Raw genomic sequence first — 17,539 nt, 5'->3', positions numbered from 1 at the left:
TCCTGGACACTCAACGGGGAGGGGGCGGGGGGGGGTAGCGGATGGTGGGGGACGGGGCAAGCCGCCCCGGGCGGTCAGGTCGGGCGGCGAGGCTTCCGCCATGACCACCACACACTTCGACTACCTCATCGTCGGCGGAGGGATGGTCGCCGACACCGCCGCCCGCGGGATCCGCGAGATCGACGCCGACGGCTCTATCGGCATCCTGAGCGACGACGTCGACGAGCCGTACACGCGACCCGCCCTGAGCAAGAAGCTGTGGACCGACGACGAGTTCACCTGGGACGAGGTCCCGCTGGGCACGGCCGGCGACACCGGCGCCGACATCCGCCTGCGCACGCGCGCGACGGCGATCCGTCCCGAGGCGCACGAAGTGGATGCCGTCGACGAGACGTTCTCGTACGGCAAGCTCCTCATCGCGACCGGCGGCAAGCCCGTGCCCCTGCCGGTCGACGACCGTTCGAACGGCGAGCGGGTGCTGTCGTTCCGCACCGCCGAGGACTATCGCCGCCTCCGCGCGCTCGCCGACGAGGTCGACCGCATCGCCGTCGTCGGCGGCGGCTACATCGGCTCGGAGCTCGCCGCGGCCCTCGTGCAGAACGGCGTCGACACCGTGCTCGTGCACACGGGGGCGGTGCTCGGCGACGCGGTGTTCCCGGCGGGCCTGGCGGAACGCTTCGAGAAACTCTTCCGCGACGCGGGCGTCGAGATCGTCGCGGGGTCGAAGGTCGAGGGCGGCGACGCGGATGCCGAGGGCGTTCGCCTCTCGCTCGAGAACGGCGACGAGGTGCGCGCCGACGCCGTCGTCAGCGGCCTGGGCATCGAGGTGGCCGCCGGCCTCGCGGAGCGGGCCGGTCTCGCCGTCGACGACGGTGTGGTGGTCGACGCGCAGCTGCGGGCATCGATCGACGGGATCTACGCCGCGGGCGACGCGGCGAGCTACCCCGACCGTCTGCTCGGTCGCCGCCGGGTCGAGCACGTCGACAACGCCAACGAGCAGGGCAAGACCGCGGGGCGCAATCTCGCCGGCGCGGCCGAGGCCTACACCCACACGCCGTACTCCTACTCCGCGGTGTTCGGGATCCGCTACGAGGCGGTCGGCACGCTGGATGCCGAGCTCGACACGGTGGAGGACTGGGTCGACACCGAGCGCGGCGTCGTCTACTACCTCGACGACGACCGGGTGGTGGGCGTGCTCCTGTGGAACGTGGAGGGGGCCCGGGATGCCGCCCGTGCCGTGCTCGCCGAGGCCGACACGCTGACGCGCGACGATCTCACGGGGCGCATCCGGTAGCCGGGCGGGATTCCCCCCACCGGGGGTGGACCGGTCCACCGGTTTGTCGGCACGGGGCGGCTGCTGGCTACCCTGAGAGCGCGCCGCGCCTCTGCCGGTGCCCTTCACCCGGGAGTCCCCATGTCGTCCACGCTGTTGCACCTCACCGTTCCCGTCGACCCGGCTCGGGAGGCGGTCGCAGCGGCCCTGACCGAACAGGGATTCACTGTGCAGCGGGCGGCGTCCGGCTCGCTCGACGTGTCGCGGGGGAGCCTCGCCACGACCATCGTCACCGGGGCCTTCGCCGGGCGGGATATGCACGTGCGCTTCGACGTGCACTTCTGCGCGGAAGAGGGCGGAACCGTGGCCGCGTTCGAGCACTCCGCCGCCGGCGGTTTCGTCAAGGGTGGGGCGGTCGGAGCGGCCAAAACGGGTGAAGTGACTCGTGAAGCGGCGCACCTCGTCGGCACCCGCCTCACGCTCCAGGGGCTCGTGGTCGGCGAGATTCCCGCCGCGGCCGACACCGCGCTCGAGACAGCGCCCGACCCGTTGACGGGCACCCCCTCTCCGTCCTCGCCCGCGGCGTCGTTCCCCGGCGAGGAACACCCCGCGGCGCCCGCCGATGACGTGAGCTCCACGAACGTCGTGTCGATCGTGGCCATCGTGCTGGGCTTCCTGGTGCCGATCGGCGGCATCATCGCCGGCGCGGTAGGCCTCGCGCAGATCAAGCGCACCGGTGAGAAGGGCCGCGCTCTCGCGCTCACCGGCATCATCGCCGGCTCCGTCCTCACCGTCCTGAGCGCCATCGCGGGCATCGCCGTCTTGTTCTTCCTCGTCTTGCTCGGAACGCAGACCAGCGCCGGGCCGGGCGACGACTCGTTCGTCGCGCCCCCTAGCGCGTCGCACGGAGGAGCGAGCGCCGCGCCCGACGAGCAGGCCCCGAGCGACCTCTACGCGCTCCCCATCGGCGAGTGCCTCGACGATGTCCCCCAGGGGTTCGTCTCGTCCGACAACTTCGTCGACTGCGCCGTGCCGCACACCTACGAGGTCTTCTCGTCGTTCCTCCTGCCCGACGGCGCCTTCCCGGGTGACACCGCGGTCGACGACGCCGCGATCGACGGATGCGGTGCGGCGTTCGCGGAGTACATCGGCATCGACTACGAGGCATCGCGGCTCACCTCCACCTACCTCGCTCCCCTCGAGGAGACGTGGGCCGCCGGAGACCGCGCCGTCTCGTGCCTCGTCTTCGACCCGGACGGCGAGATCACGGGCTCGCTGCGAGGGGCCGCGCGCTGACGTGACCCGTGGCCGCCCGGGCGAGGATGCGATGCCGGGGGCGACGGGCGCGAGGTGGGTGAAGCACCTGGTGAGATCGTCCGGGATGACCGCACCGCACCGTTCCGGCGTGGCACCGCACACCTAGGGTGAGCGATGCCGTGCGCCCGCACGGCTCTTCCTGGCGAGGTGACCGATGGCCGAGACGACGCGTCTGCTCCTTTCCGTGCCGCCCGCGCACGCGCGGCGAGCCGTCGCCGCGACGCTGTCGGAGCAGGGCTTCGTCGTGCGCGACGACGGTGGCGTGCTCGAGGTCTCCCGCCCGTCGGAACAGGCCGCATCGTCGACCACGGCGGCGCCCGCGTGCTTTCGCGTGCGCTTCGCCGCCGCTGCCTCCGGCGCCGTGGCCGACTTCGAGCGGGAGGAGTCCGCGTCGTCGGTGAACGCGGTCTTCACCGCGGCGACCCGCGTGGCGAGGATGCGGTTGGCGGAACGGGGACTGATCCACGAGAGCGAGCACACGTCGTCGGGCGAGGACGAACCGCGCGAGCGCGATGCGGTCGCTGCCGACCCGCCGGTGCCGACTGCGGAGGGGGATGCTCCCGCTGACCCGGCCTCGCACCGCGCCGTCGAGGTCGCCCCCGCATCCACGAAGCGACCGATCGGCGCCATCGCCGTCGTCGCTCTCATCCTGGGCTTCGCCGCCCCCCTCGGCGGGATCGTGGTGGGGGCGATGGCTCTCGTGCTGCTGCGCCGCACTCGCGAGGGCGGGCGGGGTCTCGCCATCGCCGGCATCGTCGTGGGTGCGGTGATGACGGTGCTGGTCGGAGCGGTCGTGGCCGTGGGCCTCGGGCTCGCACTGCGTGCGTCGCCTCCGCCCGCCGCGCCGAACCCGTCGGCGTCGTCGCCCGTCGACGGGATCGCGCCGTCGCCCAGCGCCACGGAGCCGACGTTCGTTCTCCAGATCGGCCAGTGCTTCAGCAAGCGGGGCCGCGGCGAGATCGGCGACGCCAACCTGGTGGACTGCGCAGACGCCCACTCCTACGAGATCTATGCGCAGTTCCCCCTGGAGGACGCGTCATCGTCGAGTCCCGCGCCGTCGCACGGGTACCCCGGCGACGAGGCCGTCGCGCGAGAGGCCGACGCCGGCTGCGTCGAAGCCTTCGCCCCGTTCGTGGGCCGCGGTTACGAGCATTCCGCTTTCGACTACGTCTACGTCAGTCCCACGCAGAAGTCTTGGGCGCGCGGAGATCGGCTGGTGACGTGCCTGGTCACCGATCCCGCGGCGACCACCGTCGGCTCCCTCCGCGACGCGGGCCGCTGAGGCAGGTCGGCGTCGGCGTTTGCGCATGTGGCGTCTCGTGACGCGGCACGCCGGCCCGCGCGGGGAGACTTCAGAACGCCGGGGGAGCCGTCGATCCCCGGTCGACGAGCTCGAAGGGAAGGGTGCCGCGACCGTGCGCGGGCGTGGCACCGTCGAGTTCGGCCAACGCCGCCTCGGCGGCCCGCTCGCCCTGGCCCCGCGCGAACTGATCGACCGTGGTCAGGCCGAACCAGCGGCCGAGCTCGTGCCCGTCGATACCGATGACCGAGAGGTCTTCGGGCACCCGCAGCCCGCGTTCGCGCGCCGTGAGGATCGCCCCGATGGCCATCTCGTCGGATGCCGCGAACAGGGCCGTCGGTCGATCATCGCCCGCGAGCACGCGCGCCGCCGCAGCCGATCCGCCCTCGATGGTGAAGTCGGCCGGCTCGACCGCGCGGGCCGAGAGGCCGGCTGCGGCGAGCGTCTCCTCGAAGCCGCGGCGTCGCAGCGCCGGCACCGACGAGCCGGCGTTGGAGGAGGCGTCGGCTCCGATGTGCACGATGTTGCGGTGTCCCCGTTCGATCAGGTGCGCCGTGGCCAGGCGTCCGACGGCGAGATCGTCGACGGTGAGGGTGGTCAGCAGCGGGTTGGGGCCGGCGATCGCGACGATCGGAACGCCGAGTCCGCGCAGTGACGCCGACTCCTCGGCATCCAGTTCGATGGCGATCGTGATGACCGCGTCGATGCGCCGGCGGCGCAGGTGGTCGTCGAAGACGCGGCGGCGCTCGGCGGGTTCGGCGCTCACGCTGTAGAGCGTGATGTCGTAGCCCTGGCGCACGAGGGCGTCGGAGATCCCCGCCAGGACCGTGCTGAAGAACCACCGGTCGAGGAAGGGCACGACGACACCCACGGCTCGCGCGCGGCCCGTCGCCAGGCTCGACGCCGCCGCCGACACGACGTAGCCAAGACGGTCGGCGGTCGCGAGCACGCGATCGCGGGTGGTCGTCGAGACCGGCCCGCGACCGCTCAACGCCCGCGAGACCGTGGCCGTCGACACCCCCGCCGCACGCGCGACGTCGTCGATACCGACCACGGTCTCGGAGGAGCGATGGATGCCGCGGCTCAGGCCGCCGCGATCCACACCGTCGTGTCGGTGGGCAGGCGGTTGCCATCGAGCGGGCCGCTCGCCACGAGCACCTCGCCCGCGGGCAGTTCCACCGGCGAGTCGCCGAGGTTGGCGACCACGACGAGCGAACCATTGCGGAATGCCACGACGTCGTCGCCGTACGCGTCGAGCCACTCGAGGTCGCCGGCGCCGAGGTTGCGACTGCGACGCTCGGCGAGGAGCGAGCGGTAGAGCGACAGGGTCGAGGCGGGGTCGTCGACCTGCACGTCGTGCGCCAGCTCGGCCCACTGGGCGGGCTGGGGCAGCCACGATTCGCCGGTGCTGTTGAACCCGTACGCGGGGGCGTCGGCGGTCCACGGCAGGGGCACGCGGCATCCGTCGCGCCCGTAGCGCTCGCCGTTCGTGCGGAACCAGGTCGGATCTTGACGAGCGTCGTCGGGAAGATCGATGACTTCGGGCAGGCCCAGCTCCTCGCCCTGGTACAGGTACGACGAGCCCGGGAGGGCGAGCATGAGCGACGTCGCCGCACGGGCGCGGCGCAGGCCCTTCACGGGGTCGGGCTGGCCCGGCGACTTGGGGCCGATGCCGGCGCCCTGCGGGTTCTCGGCCGTCAGCGCAAGACGCGACGCGTGGCGCACGACGTCGTGGTTCGACAGCACCCAGGTGCTCGGGGCGCCGACGGCGCCGTACTGCTCGAGCGACTCGGTGATCACGGCGCGCAGGGCCGCGGCATCCCATTTCGTCTCGAGGTAGTGGAAGTTGAACGCCTGGTGCATCTCGTCGGGACGCACCCACAGCGCCGTCTGCTCCACGGTGGGCAGCCACGCCTCGGCGCACAGGGCGCGGTCGCCGTCGTACGCGGCGAGCACCTCGTGCCACTCGCGCCACACCTCGTGCACGCCGGGCTGGCCCCAGTACGGAACCTCTTCGGCGTCGCCGCCCATCGAGCCGCCGTCGGGGTCGGGCGTGAAGTCGGGCAGGCCCTCGGCCTTGATGAGGCCGTGCGCGACGTCGACGCGGAACCCGTCGACACCGCGGTCGAGCCAGAAGCGCAGGATGTCGCGGAACTCCGCGCGCACCTCCTCGTTCGTCCAGTCGAAGTCGGGCTGGCTCTCGTCGAAGATGTGCAGGTACCACTGGCCGGGCGTGCCGTCGGCCTCGGTCACGCGCTTCCACATGCCGCCGCCGAACACGCTCTCCCAGTTGTTCGGGGGCAGCTCGCCGTTCTCGCCCTTGCCGTCGCGGAAGATGTACCGCGCGCGTTCCGGGCTGCCGGGCGCGGCCCTCAAGGCCTGCTGGAACCAGACGTGCTGGTCGCTGGAGTGGTTCGGCACGAGGTCGACGATGACCCGGATGCCGCGCTCGTGCGCGCCCGCGAGCATCGCGTCGAAGTCGGCCAGCGTGCCGAAGATCGGGTCGACGTCGCGGTAGTCGGCGACGTCGTAGCCCGCGTCCTTCTGCGGCGATCGCTGGAAGGGGCTGAGCCAGATGGCGTCCACGCCCAGCTGTCGCAGGTCGTCGAGGTGCGCGGTGACGCCGGGCAGGTCGCCCAGGCCGTCGCCGGACGCATCGGCGAATGAGCGGGGGTAGATCTGGTAGATGACGGCGGTGCGCCACCACTGGGAGCCGGGCGCGGAGGCGAGGTCGGCGCGCGCATCTTCCTGCGTGAAAGTCATGCGGCCACGTTAGTGCAAGCGCTTGCATTGGCGTCAAGTCTCTCGCCCGCCGTGACGTGCGGTGTATGTACGCGGCGGGTGGGTCTCGGCGTGCATGTGGCGCGAGTCAGCGATTCGGGGGGGAGGGAGGCCGGGCGCGGGGCCGGGATTAGGCTGGGGCCGTGCCCGACACCTCCGCCCTCTCCCGCGCCGAATCGCTCATCACCAGCATCCCCGACTACCCGAAGCCGGGGATCGTGTTCCGCGACATCACGCCGCTGCTCACGGATGCCGCGGCACTGCGCACCGTCGTCGAGGCACTGATCGAGCCGTTCGCCGGACGCTTCGACGCCGTCGCGGGCGTGGAGGCGCGCGGATTCCTGCTCGCGGGGGCGGCGGCGATCGTCGCGAACGTGGGCCTCATGCCCATTCGCAAGGCCGGCAAACTGCCCCGGCCTGCGGCGGCGGTCGAGTACGACCTGGAGTACGGGTCGGCGACCATCGAGATGCACGACGACAACGCCGCCGGCGCCCGTGTGCTGCTGCTCGACGACGTTCTCGCGACCGGCGGCACTCTCGCCGCGGGCCGTGAGCTGCTGCAGGCGGTGGGTAGCGAGGTCGTCGGCATCGCGACGCTGCTCGAGATCGACGGTCTGGGCGGCCGGGACGTGCTGGGCGGCGAGGTGCACGCCGTTTTCCACGTCTGATTCTCACCGTCTGACCGACGGTTCTGCGACGGGTCGCGGCTGCACAACTCCTGCGCATCCCGTGCCTCGCGCGCGTCCTGTCCCGAAGGCCCCCGCTCTGCAGGAGTTGTGCACCCCGCCCGCGTCATACGGGTCTCGGGCCCCGAGACGACGGCACCGCGCGTCAGGCGTCGCGCAGGATCCGCGCCGTTACCCGCGTGCCGAAGAACAGCGCCTCCACGGGCACGCGTTCGTCGGCGGCGTGGAACTGCCCGTACACGTCGAAGTCGGCGGGCACCCGCAGCGGTACGAACCCGTAGCCCCGGATTCCGAGACGCGAGAGGTGCTTGTTGTCGGTGCTGGCCGGCAGCAGGTACGGCACGACGGTGCCGTCGGGGTCCTCGGCGGACACGGCCTCCTGCAGCACTCCCACCAGCCGGCCGTCGGCGGGCGCTTCGATTGCGGGGATGTCGCGCGCCCACGTGATCTCGATGTCGTCGCCGACGACGGCGGCGAGCTGCGTCCGCACCGCGTCGGCCTGCCCCGGCGCCACCCGCACGTCGAGCGTCGCGCTCGCCGCGGCGGGGATGACGTTGATCTTCCCTCCGGCTGCGAGCACGGTCGGTGAGGCGGTGTTGCGTGCCCCCGCATCGATGAGGGATGCCGCGAACCCGAGGCGCGAGAGGTCGTCGCCGTCCAGCGGCTCACCGCTCGCCCGCCCGTACAGCTCGAAGAACCGCTCGAGCGTCGCGGTGCGCACGACGGGGAATCGGTGCGCTCCCACCGCGGCGACGGCTCGTGCGAGGCGCACGACCGCGTTGTCGGCGGTGGGGCGCGAACCGTGCGCCGCGTGCCCACGGGCGGTGAGGGTCGCCGCGGTCACGCCCTTCTCCGCCGTGGCGACGAGATACGCGCGGCGGTCGCCCGGAAGGGGGAGCGAGAAGCCGCCGACCTCGCTGAGTGCCTCGGTCGCCCCGGCGAACAGCTCCGGCCGGTTCTGCACGATCCACCGCGCGCCCCACACCCCGCCCGCCTCCTCGTCGGCGAAGAACGCGAAGATCAGGTCGCGGCGGGGCACGACCCCCTCGCGCCGGAACGCCCGCGCGATCGCGAGCAGCATCCCGGCGAAGTCCTTCATGTCGACCGCGCCGCGGCCGTACAGGATGCCGTCGTGGATCTCCGCCCCGAACGGCGGGTGCGTCCAGTTCTCGGCGTCGACCGGCACGACGTCGAGGTGGGCGTGGGCGACGAGGGCACCGGCATCCGGATCCTGGCCGGCCAGACGCGCGATCACGCTCGCGCGTCCCGGAACGGGCTCGACGAGCGTGGTGTCGTAGCCGACCTCGTCGAGGCGTTGCTGCACGTAGAGCGCGGCACGCGTCTCACCGTCGCCGATGGTTCGCGCGTCGCCCGTGTTCACGCTGTCGATGCGGATCAGGGCACGGATGTGCTCGAGGGCTTCTTCTTCGAGCGGCGAGACGTGGGACACGTGTCAGTGCTGGTGCGGGCTCGCGTCGTCGGCCAGCTTGAACGCCAGGCGTCCGTGCGCGTATCCGCCGCCGGCCCGGATCGCGGTGGCGACCCACGCGGCCTCGGCGAGCTCGGCCTCGGTGGCGCCCGCCTTGACGGCGTTCTGCGAGTGGGCGTCGATGCAGTACACGCACTGCGTGGTGATACCGACCGCGAGGGCGATGAGTTCGCGGAACTTCAACGGGATCGCGCGGCCCTCGGCAGCGAACACGGCCTGGTCGAACGCCGCGAAGGCGGCCAGGATGTCGGGGGTCTCGGCCTTGTAGACCTTGGTGTAGGTCTTGTCGGCGGTGCGGTCGAAGTATTCGGACATGGTGCCTCCGGAAGGTGAGGATCGGGCTGACCTCACACCACGGTGTCATCCGACGCGCGCCCCTCGGCGCTTCGCCGTCACACGCGGTCACACGCTCGCGCGTCAGCGCATGACGCTCGCCCCGAGTTCCACCGGGCTGCCCTCGATGTTGCCGACGATGCCGCGGATGATGCCCGTGCCGTCTTCGTGACGGAGGCCGTCGTACCAGGCCTGGGTCGCGGCGACGTCGAACGCATGCGTCTCGTGCGCGCGCTTGCGGGCGCGCAGCACCAGGTCGCCCGCCCGCTCGGTGCGGATGCGCTCGTAGCGCTTCAGCGAATCCTCGACGCCGAGCGTGGTCGTGGCGAACACGATGCCGAGGGCGAAGCTGTCTTCCAGCGCCGAGCACGCGCCCTGGCCGATGTCGGGGGCGGTGTTGTGCGCGGCGTCGCCGAGGATCGCCACGCGCCCGCGCGTCCAGGTGTCGAACGGATCGATGTCCCAGATCTCGACGCGGTTCAGCGACTCGTCGGGGTTGATCCCGTCGAGCAGGGCGCGCACGCCGGGCGCGCCCCAGGAGCCGAATGCGTGCTCCATCGCGGCCATGCGGTCTTCGACCACGCCCGACGGACCGGGAACGTCGACGAAGAAGTAGAAGCGGTCGCCCGCAACGGGCATGACGGCGCAGCGCTTGCCGTCGCCGACGTAGGTCGTCCACTGATCGAGCGGTCCGATGCGCTCGTCGGCGGCGACCAGGCCGTTGTAGTTGACGTAGCCGGAGTAGGTGCGTTCGGGACGGATGCCGGTGGGCTCGGTGACGTAGTCGCGCACGATCGAGCGCGCCCCGTCGGCACCGATGAGCAGGTCGGCCGTGTCCGTGCTGCCGTCGGCGAAGGTGGCGGTGACGGTCTCGCCGTCGTCGGCGACGGCGACCAGCTGCTTGCCGAGGTGGATGTTCGCCGAGCCGACGGCATCCATCATCAGCTGCTGCAGGTCGGCGCGGGCCACGGGGTAGGGCCGCTGACCGGTCTGTTCGGTGACGGGCGCGAGGCTGAAGCGGCAGAGCTCGTCGCCGGTGTGCCCGTCGTAGTAGGCCATGTCGTCCATGCGGCCGCCGAGGGCGGCGACCTGTGGTCCGAGGCCCAGCCAGTTCAGCACCTTCACGCCGTTCGACCACAGTGACAGCGCCGCACCCACCGGGCGGTTCTCGCGCATGCGGTCGTAGACGACGACGTCGTGGCCGAGCTTCTGCAGCGCGAGCGCGGCGGAGGTGCCCCCGACGCCGGCGCCGATGACGATGACCTTCATGGACGTTCTCCTCAGCTGCCGCGGTAGGTCGAGTAAGCGAAGGGACTCAGCAGCAGCGGCACGTGCAGGTGCTGTTCGCCCGAGACGGTGAAGGCGACCGTGACGACCGGGTGGAACGACGCCACGCCGCGCCCCCGGAAGTAGGCACCGGTCGCGAACGTCAGGGAGTAGTCGCCGTCGTCGAGGCGGTCGGGGCCGAGGGCGAGCCGTCCGTCGGCGTCGGTGGCGGCCTCGGCGATCGCGTCGCCGTGCAGGCGGGCCAACGTCACGGTGACTTCGGGAGCGGGCGTGCCGGCCGTGGCATCCAGGATGTGCGTGGTGATGTGGGTCATTCCGCGTCCTCGGGCTCGGCGGGAGCATCGTCGGCGAAGGTCGTGCCGAGGCGCAGCAGCGCGATCTCGGCGAGCTGACGAGTGGCTTCGATGGTCTCGGCGTCGTGGTCGTTGTGCAGGCGGCGTTCGAGCTCGGCGCGCATCTCGCCCGGGGTGCGGCCGGCGGCGCGGATGAGGAAGACGCGCCCGAAGCGCTCCTCGTAGGCGGCGTTGCCGGCGGCGATCGCGGCGATGTCGGCATCGGCGGCGTCGGCCATCGAGCCCTGCTCGCGTCGGGATGCCGCGGCCTCGGCGCCGTCGCCCGAGACCTTGGCGCCGATGCGCGGGTGGGCGTGGAGGGCGGCCTCGAGGTCTTCGGGCGACCAGGCGGCCGCCAAATCGGCGGCATAGGACGCGAGGGCGGCGACGTCGGCGTAGGGACGGCCGCCGACGACGGCGTCGACCCAGCCCGGAACGTCGGCCCAGACGCGCGCGACGGCGACCGCCGCGGCGTCGTCAGCGGCGTTGAAGTCGGAGAGGTGCATGCTCGCCAGGCTAGGGGGACTGCGTTACGGGGCTGTGGCGGGATGTGTCAGCAATGTTGCTGTGGGGAACATTCGGGCGGACGCGCCGCACCACCAGAACAGGCGATTCTTCGAGAACAGGCCGATCCGCCGCGCTTTCACCTGTTCTCGCGCGAAGCCCTGTGGTGATGCGGAGGGGTGGGCTGGGCCGCACCGAATGTGGCGTGGTGACGCAGTGTCAGGCGTGCACGATCAGCCAGTGCGCCACGGCGTCGACGTCGCCGGTGTTGTGCAGGCGGTGCGGGACCGAGCAGGGGTAGCTGATCGCATCGCCCGCGCGAAGGATGACGCGCTCGGCCTCGAAATCGATCGTCAACTCGCCCGCGACGACGGTGCCGACCTCGTAGCCCTCGTGGTGGAAGAGGCCGTCGGCGCCGTGGGCCGCGGCTCCCGGCGGGTAGACCGACTCGAAGTAGTCGACGCCGGGCGACGAGCCCGGGGTGAGGCGGCGGAACGACACCCCGCTGTCGAGCACGATGTCGGGCGACTGCCCCGCGCGCTGCAGCGTGAAGCCCGAGGGCCCGGCGGGCTCGACGGGACGATCGGATGCCGGATCGAAAGCGGCGACGAGTGGAACGCCGAGGGCGTCGGTGATGGCGATCAGCCGCGAGACGCTCGGCTGCATGACCCCGCGCTCGATCTGCGAGACGGCGCTGGGGGAGATCCCGAGGGTCTTGGCGAGCGCGCGGGCGGAGATGCCGCGCGCCTGGCGCAGGTCGCGGATGCGCGCGCCGACGGATGCCGTCGGGTCGGTTCCGCCGGTGTCTGTCCCGCTCGTGGCGTTCGAGGTGTCGGCACCCGCTTCGAGCGCGCCGGCGCCCGCGGCCAGGTCGACGGGCTCGGTGAGGGGCGGCTGCGGCATGCCCCGAGTCTAGAGGGGCGCCGGGTGAACCAGATGGTGAAGGAGTGACTTCACACATCTGTTACAAACGCGAAACCGGGCAGGCGGCGTGAACCAATAACTTCACATACGTGCACCACTCCGGCCGCGGACTCCACGTCGTGGCATCCTTCGCCCCGAGAGGAACGACATGACATCCACACCGCTCACCGGCCCCCACGATCTCGTGGAGGCCGCCGGCCACCCCCACGGGGGCGGCAACATGAAGCCCCACTACGACGACCGTCTGGCCAACGAAGACCTCGCGCCGCTGCGCAAGCAGAAGTGGTCGTCGTACAACATCTTCGCCTTCTGGATGAGCGACGTGCACTCCGTCGGCGGGTACGTCACCGCCGGCTCGCTGTTCGCGCTCGGCCTGCAGTCGTGGCAGGTGCTCGTGGCGCTCATCGCCGGCATCGTCATCGTGCAGGTGTTCGCGAACATGGTCGCCAAGCCCAGCCAGAAGACGGGTGTGCCCTACCCCGTCATCAACCGCGTGGTCTTCGGCATCCGCGGTGCCAACATCCCCGCGATCATCCGCGGCCTCATCGCCATCGCCTGGTACGGCGTGCAGACGTTCCTTGCGGCCGAGTCGCTGAACATCGTCTTCCTGAAGTTCATCCCGGGCTCCGCGGCTCTGCTCGACGTCTCGTTCGTCGGCCTGTCGGCGCTCGGCTGGATCTCGTACGGCATCCTGTGGGTCGCGCAGTTCCTGCTGTTCTGGAACGGCATGGAGGTCATCCGCCGCTTCATCGACTGGGCCGGTCCCGCCGTCTACCTCGTCATGATCGTGCTCGCCGTGTACCTCGTGTCGCAGGCCGGCATCCAGAACATCTCCTTCACCCTGTCGACGACGCAGCTCGACTTCTGGGCGTCGATCCCGGTCATGTTCGCGGCCATCGCGCTGGTGGTGTCGTACTTCTCCGGCCCGATGCTCAACTTCGGCGACTTCGCCCGCTACGGCAAGAGCTTCGCCGCGGTCAAGAAGGGCAACTTCTGGGGCCTGCCGATCAACTTCCTCTTCTTCTCGCTGCTGACGGTCATCACCGCCTCGGCCACCGTGCCGGTGTTCGGCTCGCTCATCACCGACCCGATCAAGACCGTCGAGCAGATCGACACGCCCTTCGCGATCCTGCTCGGCGGCCTGACCTTCGTCACCGCCACGGTCGGCATCAACATCGTCGCCAACTTCATCTCGCCCGCCTTCGACTTCTCCAACGTCGCCCCGAAGAAGATCTCGTGGCGCGCGGGCGGCATGATCGCCGCCGTCGGCTCGACGTTCCTCATGCCCTGGAACTGGTACTCCAACAGCGACGCCATCCACTACTCGCTCGGCGTGCTGGGCGCGCTGATCGGACCGCTCTTCGGCATCCTGATCGCCGGCTACTACATCGCCGCCCGCCAGCGCGTGAAGGTCGACGCGATGTTCACGATGGATGCCGAGGGGCCCTACTGGTATCGCAACGGCTTCAACCCGAATGCGGTCAAGGCCGTCATCACCGCGGGTGTCCCGACCGTCGCGATCGCGATCTTCCCGAAGCTCTTCGCCGACCTGGGCCTGTTCAACATCTCCGCGATCAGCGACTACAGCTGGTTCATCGGCTGCGGCCTCGGCTACGTGCTCTTCCTCCTCTTCGAGCGTCTCGACCCCCGCGTCCCGACCTTCGACGGTGAGACCGAGGGCATCTCCGACGGCACCGTCGACGGGGCCGCCGCGACCGCGGCATCCGAGCCGGCCGCGATCTCGGCCGAGGTTCCCGTGCAGGCTTCGCCGAACGCACCGCGAACGGATGCCACCGCGTGAGGATCCTGCTCATCAACCCCAACACCTCCCGGGCGATGACCGCGAAGATCGCGGAAGCCGCCCGGGGGGTGGCGGGGCCCGACGTCGTCATCGACGCCGTGTGTCCCGCGACCGGCGCCGCCGCGATCGAGAGCCACACCGACGAGATCGCGGCGGCCGCCGCCGTGGTCGAGCTCGTCGCGGCCGACCGCGACGGCTCCCACCCCGCCGACGCCTACGTGATCGCCTGCTTCGGTGACCCGGGTCTGGATGCCGCGCGCGAGCTCGTGGAGGTGCCGGTCGTCGGGATCGCCGAGGCGGCGATGCACCTGGCCGCGGTGTCGGGGCGGCACTTCGGTGTCGTCACGACCCTCAGCCGGACGCTCGGCCGGGCGCACGACCTCGTGGCGCGCTACGGCATGGAGCGGGCGTGCGTCTCGCTCGCGGCGACCGGCATTCCGGTGCTCGACCTCGAGGACACGGGGTCGGAGGCGGTCTCGCTCATCGAGCGGTACGGCGCCGAGGCCGCCGCGGGCGGCGCCGACGTCATCGTGCTCGGCTGCGCCGGCATGGCCGACCTGTGCACCGAGCTCACGGCACGCCTCGGCGTGCCGGTGGTCGACGGGGTCGCGGCCGCGGTGGGGATGGCATCGGGCATGGTGCGCATGGGCCTGGGCACGAGCAAGCGCGACGAGTACGCGCGGCCGCCGCGGGCGTTCGTCGCGGCGACTCCTTCTCCACAGGTCACGGATGTCGGGATTTTCGCATGAATGTTGATGACGGTTACATCGGCGAAACGCGGGGCGCTTAGCGTGATCGGCATGAGCACACGGATCGCCGCCCGCCGCGTCTACGCCGACGGCGTGTTCGCGCCCGCCACGGTCGTCATCGACGGGGGCGTCATCACCGCCGTCGAACCCTTCGACGCCACCGCCGACACCGTCCTGCCCGGCGACGCCGTGCTGCTGCCCGGCCTCGTCGACTCGCACGTGCACCTCGACGAACCGGGACGCACCGAGTGGGAGGGCTTCGCGACCGGCACGGCGGCGGCTGCCGCGGGTGGGGTCACGACCATCGTCGACATGCCGTTGAACAGCCTGCCCGTCACGACCACGACGCAGGCGCTGGATGCCAAACGCGCGGCCGCCGCGGGAAAGCTCGCCGTCGACGTCGCCTACTGGGGCGGCGCCGTGCCCGAGAATCTCGGTTCACTGCGTGCCCTGGCCGACGCGGGAGTCGTCGGGTTCAAGTGCTTCCTGTCGCCCAGCGGGATCGACGAGTTCGGCCACCTCGACGCCGAGCAGCTCGAACGCTGCCTCGCCGAGCTCGCCACCTTCGACGGCCTGCTCATCGTGCACGCCGAAGACCCCGCTCACCTGCACGCCGACGGCGCCCTCGGCCCGCACTACCGCGACTTCGAGGCCAGCCGCCCGCCGATGAGCGAGCGGGCCGCGATCCGTCGCGTCATCGACGCCGCGCGGGGCACCGGCGCTCGCGCGCACATCGTGCACGTCTCCGACGGCGGCGCGCTCGACGACGTCCGCGCCGCGAAGGCCGAGGGGGTCCGACTCACGGTCGAGACCTGCCCGCACTACCTGACCCTCGACGCCGACGCGGTGCCCGACGGAGCCAGCGCCTTCAAGTGCTGCCCGCCGATCCGCGGCGGCGACAACCGCGACCTGCTGTGGGCCGGGGTCGTCGACGGCACGATCGACGCGATCGTCAGCGACCACTCGCCCGCCACCGTCGAGCTCAAGGGCAACCCCGACTTCGGCCTCGCCTGGGGCGGGATCGCGGGGCTGCAGACCGGGCTGTCGGCCATCCACACGACGGCACGCGCGCGCGGACTCGCGTTCGAGAGCCTGCTGCCCCTGCTCACGACGGGACCGGCGCGCATCGCGGGCCTGGACGGTCTGGGCGTCATCGCCCCGGGCGCACCGGCGCACCTCGTCGCCTTCGCCCCCGACGAGCAGTTCGTCGTCGACGCCGAGGCTCTGGAGTACCGCAACCCCGTCTCGCCGTGGCACGGCCAGACGCTCACCGGCGTCGTGCGCGAGACCTGGCTTCGCGGCGAGTCGGTGTACCGCCGGGGAGCGCCGGTGACCGAACGCGAGGGCCGCGAGCTGCTGCGCTCGGCATCGGTGGTCGACGCGTGAGCGGCGTGGCAGCGGAACGCGGCACCGGGTCGACGGACGGCGGTCGAATCGCCGCGCCGACGTCGCTGCCCATTCTGCAGCCGGGCGTCGGGCCCATCCCCGGCGACCACTACCTCCGGGCCACGCCCGACACCGTGCTGTGGGGGCGCCTGCCCTGCGCGACCGATGCGTCGGTGCTCGAGATCGCCTCCGGCGAGAGCGTCACCTTCGACACCGTGAGCCACGAGGGCATCCTCGACGACCAGGGCAAGGATCCCCGGGCATATTTCGCCTCGCACGGCGTTGCCCCCGAGGCCGTGCTCGACGACGCGATCGACATCGCGGCATCCGTCGCCCGCGACCCGTTCGCCGACGGCCCGCACGTCGTCGTCGGCCCCGTGCACGTGCGCGGAGCACGGCCCGGCGACCTGCTGAAGATCACGGTCGAGACGCTCGTTCCCCGTGTGCCGTACGGCGTCATCTCGAACCGCCACGGCAAGGGCGCCCTCGTCGGCGAGCTGCCGCGCGGCGAGCACAACGTCAGCGTCTTCTCGGCCGTCGCCGAGCGAGACGGGGCGCTGGTGGGTACTCTGCCCGTGGTCGAGGGAGCGGAACCCGTGGTGGCGTACCCCCTCGCGCCGTTCCTCGGCACGATGGGCGTCGCCGTCGCCGGCGCCGAACGCCCGCACTCCGTGCCACCGGGAGATCACGGCGGCAACATCGACATCAATCTCCTCGTCGAGGGCACGACGTTGTTCCTTCCCGTCCAGGTCGAGGGAGCGCTCGCCTACGTGGGCGATCCACACTTCGCCCAGGGCGACGGCGAGGTGGCCCTCACCGCGCTCGAGGCGTCGCTGCGCGCGACCCTGCGCTTCGAAGTGGTCCCGGCGGATGCGGCGCGCGCGGCGTTCGGCGAGGTCACCGGCCCGCTCGTGCGCACGCCCGAATACCTCGTGCCCACCGGCATGGACCCCGACCTCGACGCCGCCATGCGCGCCTGCGTGCGCTCATCGCTCTCGCTCATCCACGGCCGCTGGGGCATGGACGAGCACCTCGCCTACGCGTACCTCAGCGCCGCGACCGACTTCGACATCTCGCAGGTCGTCGATATCGTCTCGGGGGTGCACGCCCGCATCCGTGAGGCGGACTTCGCGGCCGTTCCGGCCGTCGAGCCCGAGCCGCTCGCATCCGAGTCGTCGTCTGGGGGAGGGGTGGCATGACCCCCGCGCTCGCCCTCGCGCTGGCCCGGGCGGAGGCCCCCGTCCCCTCCGATCGCGTGCCCACGGCGCGCCCCACGGCGTGGTTCCGGCGACCTACGGCAGGGTTCCGTCGCGTCGCGTCAGGGAGACTCGAGGAGCGTCGCACCGACCGACGTCGCACCGACCGACAGAGAGGCGA

The 17,539-nt window shown here is 71.6% G+C and carries 16 protein-coding genes; 8 read left to right on the top strand and 8 right to left on the bottom strand.

What is annotated here, in order from left to right; genetic code table 11:
- Positions 1-100 precede the first annotated feature (100 nt).
- The 3 genes from QE412_RS11790 (at position 101) to QE412_RS11780 (ending at position 3,872) form a co-directional block, all read left to right on the top strand.
- Positions 101-1,294: an NAD(P)/FAD-dependent oxidoreductase gene (locus tag QE412_RS11790; RefSeq protein WP_307483863.1), complete on the top strand. Its 1,194-nt coding sequence runs from the start codon at positions 101-103 to the stop codon at positions 1,292-1,294.
- A 120-nt stretch (positions 1,295-1,414) separates the two neighbouring features.
- Positions 1,415-2,569, top strand: a complete 1,155-nt coding sequence (locus tag QE412_RS11785) for a DUF4190 domain-containing protein (protein WP_307483861.1) — start codon at positions 1,415-1,417, stop codon at positions 2,567-2,569.
- Between the two features lie 175 nt (positions 2,570-2,744).
- Entirely contained in the window at positions 2,745-3,872 is a 1,128-nt protein-coding gene (locus QE412_RS11780) for a DUF4190 domain-containing protein (RefSeq protein WP_307483858.1), read from the top strand.
- 70 nt (positions 3,873-3,942) lie between these two features.
- Here the strand turns inward: QE412_RS11780 and QE412_RS11775 are convergent, their stop codons facing one another.
- Complete coding sequence (locus QE412_RS11775; RefSeq protein ID WP_307487194.1) at positions 3,943-4,944, bottom strand: LacI family DNA-binding transcriptional regulator; 1,002 nt, start codon at positions 4,942-4,944, stop codon at positions 3,943-3,945.
- Between the two features lie 29 nt (positions 4,945-4,973).
- Positions 4,974-6,653 (bottom strand): glycoside hydrolase family 13 protein, encoded by a 1,680-nt coding sequence (locus tag QE412_RS11770; protein ID WP_307483855.1) that lies wholly within the window; start codon positions 6,651-6,653, stop codon positions 4,974-4,976.
- A 161-nt stretch (positions 6,654-6,814) separates the two neighbouring features.
- On the opposite strand from QE412_RS11770, the gene QE412_RS11765 reads away from it, so the two are divergent.
- On the top strand, positions 6,815-7,339 hold the full coding sequence (locus QE412_RS11765) for an adenine phosphoribosyltransferase (protein WP_307483851.1): 525 nt from the start codon (positions 6,815-6,817) through the stop codon (positions 7,337-7,339).
- A gap of 163 nt (positions 7,340-7,502) precedes the next feature.
- Here QE412_RS11765 and QE412_RS11760 read toward each other — a convergent pair whose 3' ends face one another.
- From QE412_RS11760 to QE412_RS11735, 6 genes are all read right to left on the bottom strand, one after another.
- A complete protein-coding gene (locus QE412_RS11760; protein ID WP_307483848.1) occupies positions 7,503-8,807 on the bottom strand; it encodes a M20/M25/M40 family metallo-hydrolase in 1,305 nt (434 codons plus the stop codon).
- A 3-nt stretch (positions 8,808-8,810) separates the two neighbouring features.
- Complete coding sequence (locus tag QE412_RS11755) at positions 8,811-9,161, bottom strand: carboxymuconolactone decarboxylase family protein (RefSeq protein WP_307483845.1); 351 nt, start codon at positions 9,159-9,161, stop codon at positions 8,811-8,813.
- 102 nt (positions 9,162-9,263) lie between these two features.
- Entirely contained in the window at positions 9,264-10,448 is a 1,185-nt protein-coding gene (hpxO, locus tag QE412_RS11750) for an FAD-dependent urate hydroxylase HpxO (protein WP_307483842.1), read from the bottom strand.
- 11 nt (positions 10,449-10,459) lie between these two features.
- Entirely contained in the window at positions 10,460-10,780 is a 321-nt protein-coding gene (gene uraH / locus QE412_RS11745; RefSeq protein WP_307483839.1) for a hydroxyisourate hydrolase, read from the bottom strand.
- Complete coding sequence (uraD, locus tag QE412_RS11740) at positions 10,777-11,304, bottom strand: 2-oxo-4-hydroxy-4-carboxy-5-ureidoimidazoline decarboxylase (RefSeq protein WP_307483836.1); 528 nt, start codon at positions 11,302-11,304, stop codon at positions 10,777-10,779. Before uraD ends, uraH begins: the two co-directional genes overlap by 4 nt.
- A gap of 217 nt (positions 11,305-11,521) precedes the next feature.
- The gene (locus QE412_RS11735; RefSeq protein WP_307483832.1) at positions 11,522-12,205 is read right to left on the bottom strand and encodes a helix-turn-helix domain-containing protein; all 684 of its coding nucleotides are present in this window, start codon (positions 12,203-12,205) and stop codon (positions 11,522-11,524) included.
- A 169-nt stretch (positions 12,206-12,374) separates the two neighbouring features.
- Here QE412_RS11735 and QE412_RS11730 point away from each other — a divergent pair, with 169 nt between their 5' ends.
- The 4 genes from QE412_RS11730 to QE412_RS11715 are packed head-to-tail and all read left to right on the top strand — an operon-like array spanning position 12,375 to position 17,361.
- Positions 12,375-14,027: an NCS1 family nucleobase:cation symporter-1 gene (locus QE412_RS11730; protein ID WP_307483829.1), complete on the top strand. Its 1,653-nt coding sequence runs from the start codon at positions 12,375-12,377 to the stop codon at positions 14,025-14,027.
- A complete protein-coding gene (locus QE412_RS11725) occupies positions 14,024-14,776 on the top strand; it encodes an aspartate/glutamate racemase family protein (protein ID WP_307483826.1) in 753 nt (250 codons plus the stop codon). Before QE412_RS11730 ends, QE412_RS11725 begins: the two co-directional genes overlap by 4 nt.
- A gap of 51 nt (positions 14,777-14,827) precedes the next feature.
- Positions 14,828-16,162: an allantoinase AllB gene (gene allB, locus QE412_RS11720; protein WP_307483823.1), complete on the top strand. Its 1,335-nt coding sequence runs from the start codon at positions 14,828-14,830 to the stop codon at positions 16,160-16,162.
- 5 nt (positions 16,163-16,167) lie between these two features.
- A complete protein-coding gene (locus tag QE412_RS11715; protein WP_373426548.1) occupies positions 16,168-17,361 on the top strand; it encodes an acetamidase/formamidase family protein in 1,194 nt (397 codons plus the stop codon).
- Positions 17,362-17,539: the final 178 nt, after the last annotated feature.

Source organism: Microbacterium trichothecenolyticum, assembly GCF_030818955.1.
In the GTDB taxonomy this organism is placed as follows: Bacteria; Actinomycetota; Actinomycetes; order Actinomycetales; family Microbacteriaceae; genus Microbacterium; species Microbacterium trichothecenolyticum_B.
Note: the sequence above shows the minus strand (reverse complement) of the source record. Positions and strands in the feature narration are given on the sequence as shown.

Coding starts and splice junctions, on each gene's coding strand:
- QE412_RS11730 (WP_307483829.1), top strand. CDS start 12,375: ATGACATCCACACCGCTCACCGGCCCCCACGATCTCGTGGAGGCCGCC.
- hpxO (WP_307483842.1), bottom strand. CDS start 10,448: ATGAAGGTCATCGTCATCGGCGCCGGCGTCGGGGGCACCTCCGCCGCG.
- uraD (WP_307483836.1), bottom strand. CDS start 11,304: ATGCACCTCTCCGACTTCAACGCCGCTGACGACGCCGCGGCGGTCGCC.
- allB (WP_307483823.1), top strand. CDS start 14,828: ATGAGCACACGGATCGCCGCCCGCCGCGTCTACGCCGACGGCGTGTTC.
- QE412_RS11780 (WP_307483858.1), top strand. CDS start 2,745: ATGGCCGAGACGACGCGTCTGCTCCTTTCCGTGCCGCCCGCGCACGCG.
- QE412_RS11755 (WP_307483845.1), bottom strand. CDS start 9,161: ATGTCCGAATACTTCGACCGCACCGCCGACAAGACCTACACCAAGGTC.
- uraH (WP_307483839.1), bottom strand. CDS start 10,780: ATGACCCACATCACCACGCACATCCTGGATGCCACGGCCGGCACGCCC.
- QE412_RS11790 (WP_307483863.1), top strand. CDS start 101: ATGACCACCACACACTTCGACTACCTCATCGTCGGCGGAGGGATGGTC.
- QE412_RS11735 (WP_307483832.1), bottom strand. CDS start 12,205: ATGCCGCAGCCGCCCCTCACCGAGCCCGTCGACCTGGCCGCGGGCGCC.
- QE412_RS11770 (WP_307483855.1), bottom strand. CDS start 6,653: ATGACTTTCACGCAGGAAGATGCGCGCGCCGACCTCGCCTCCGCGCCC.
- QE412_RS11785 (WP_307483861.1), top strand. CDS start 1,415: ATGTCGTCCACGCTGTTGCACCTCACCGTTCCCGTCGACCCGGCTCGG.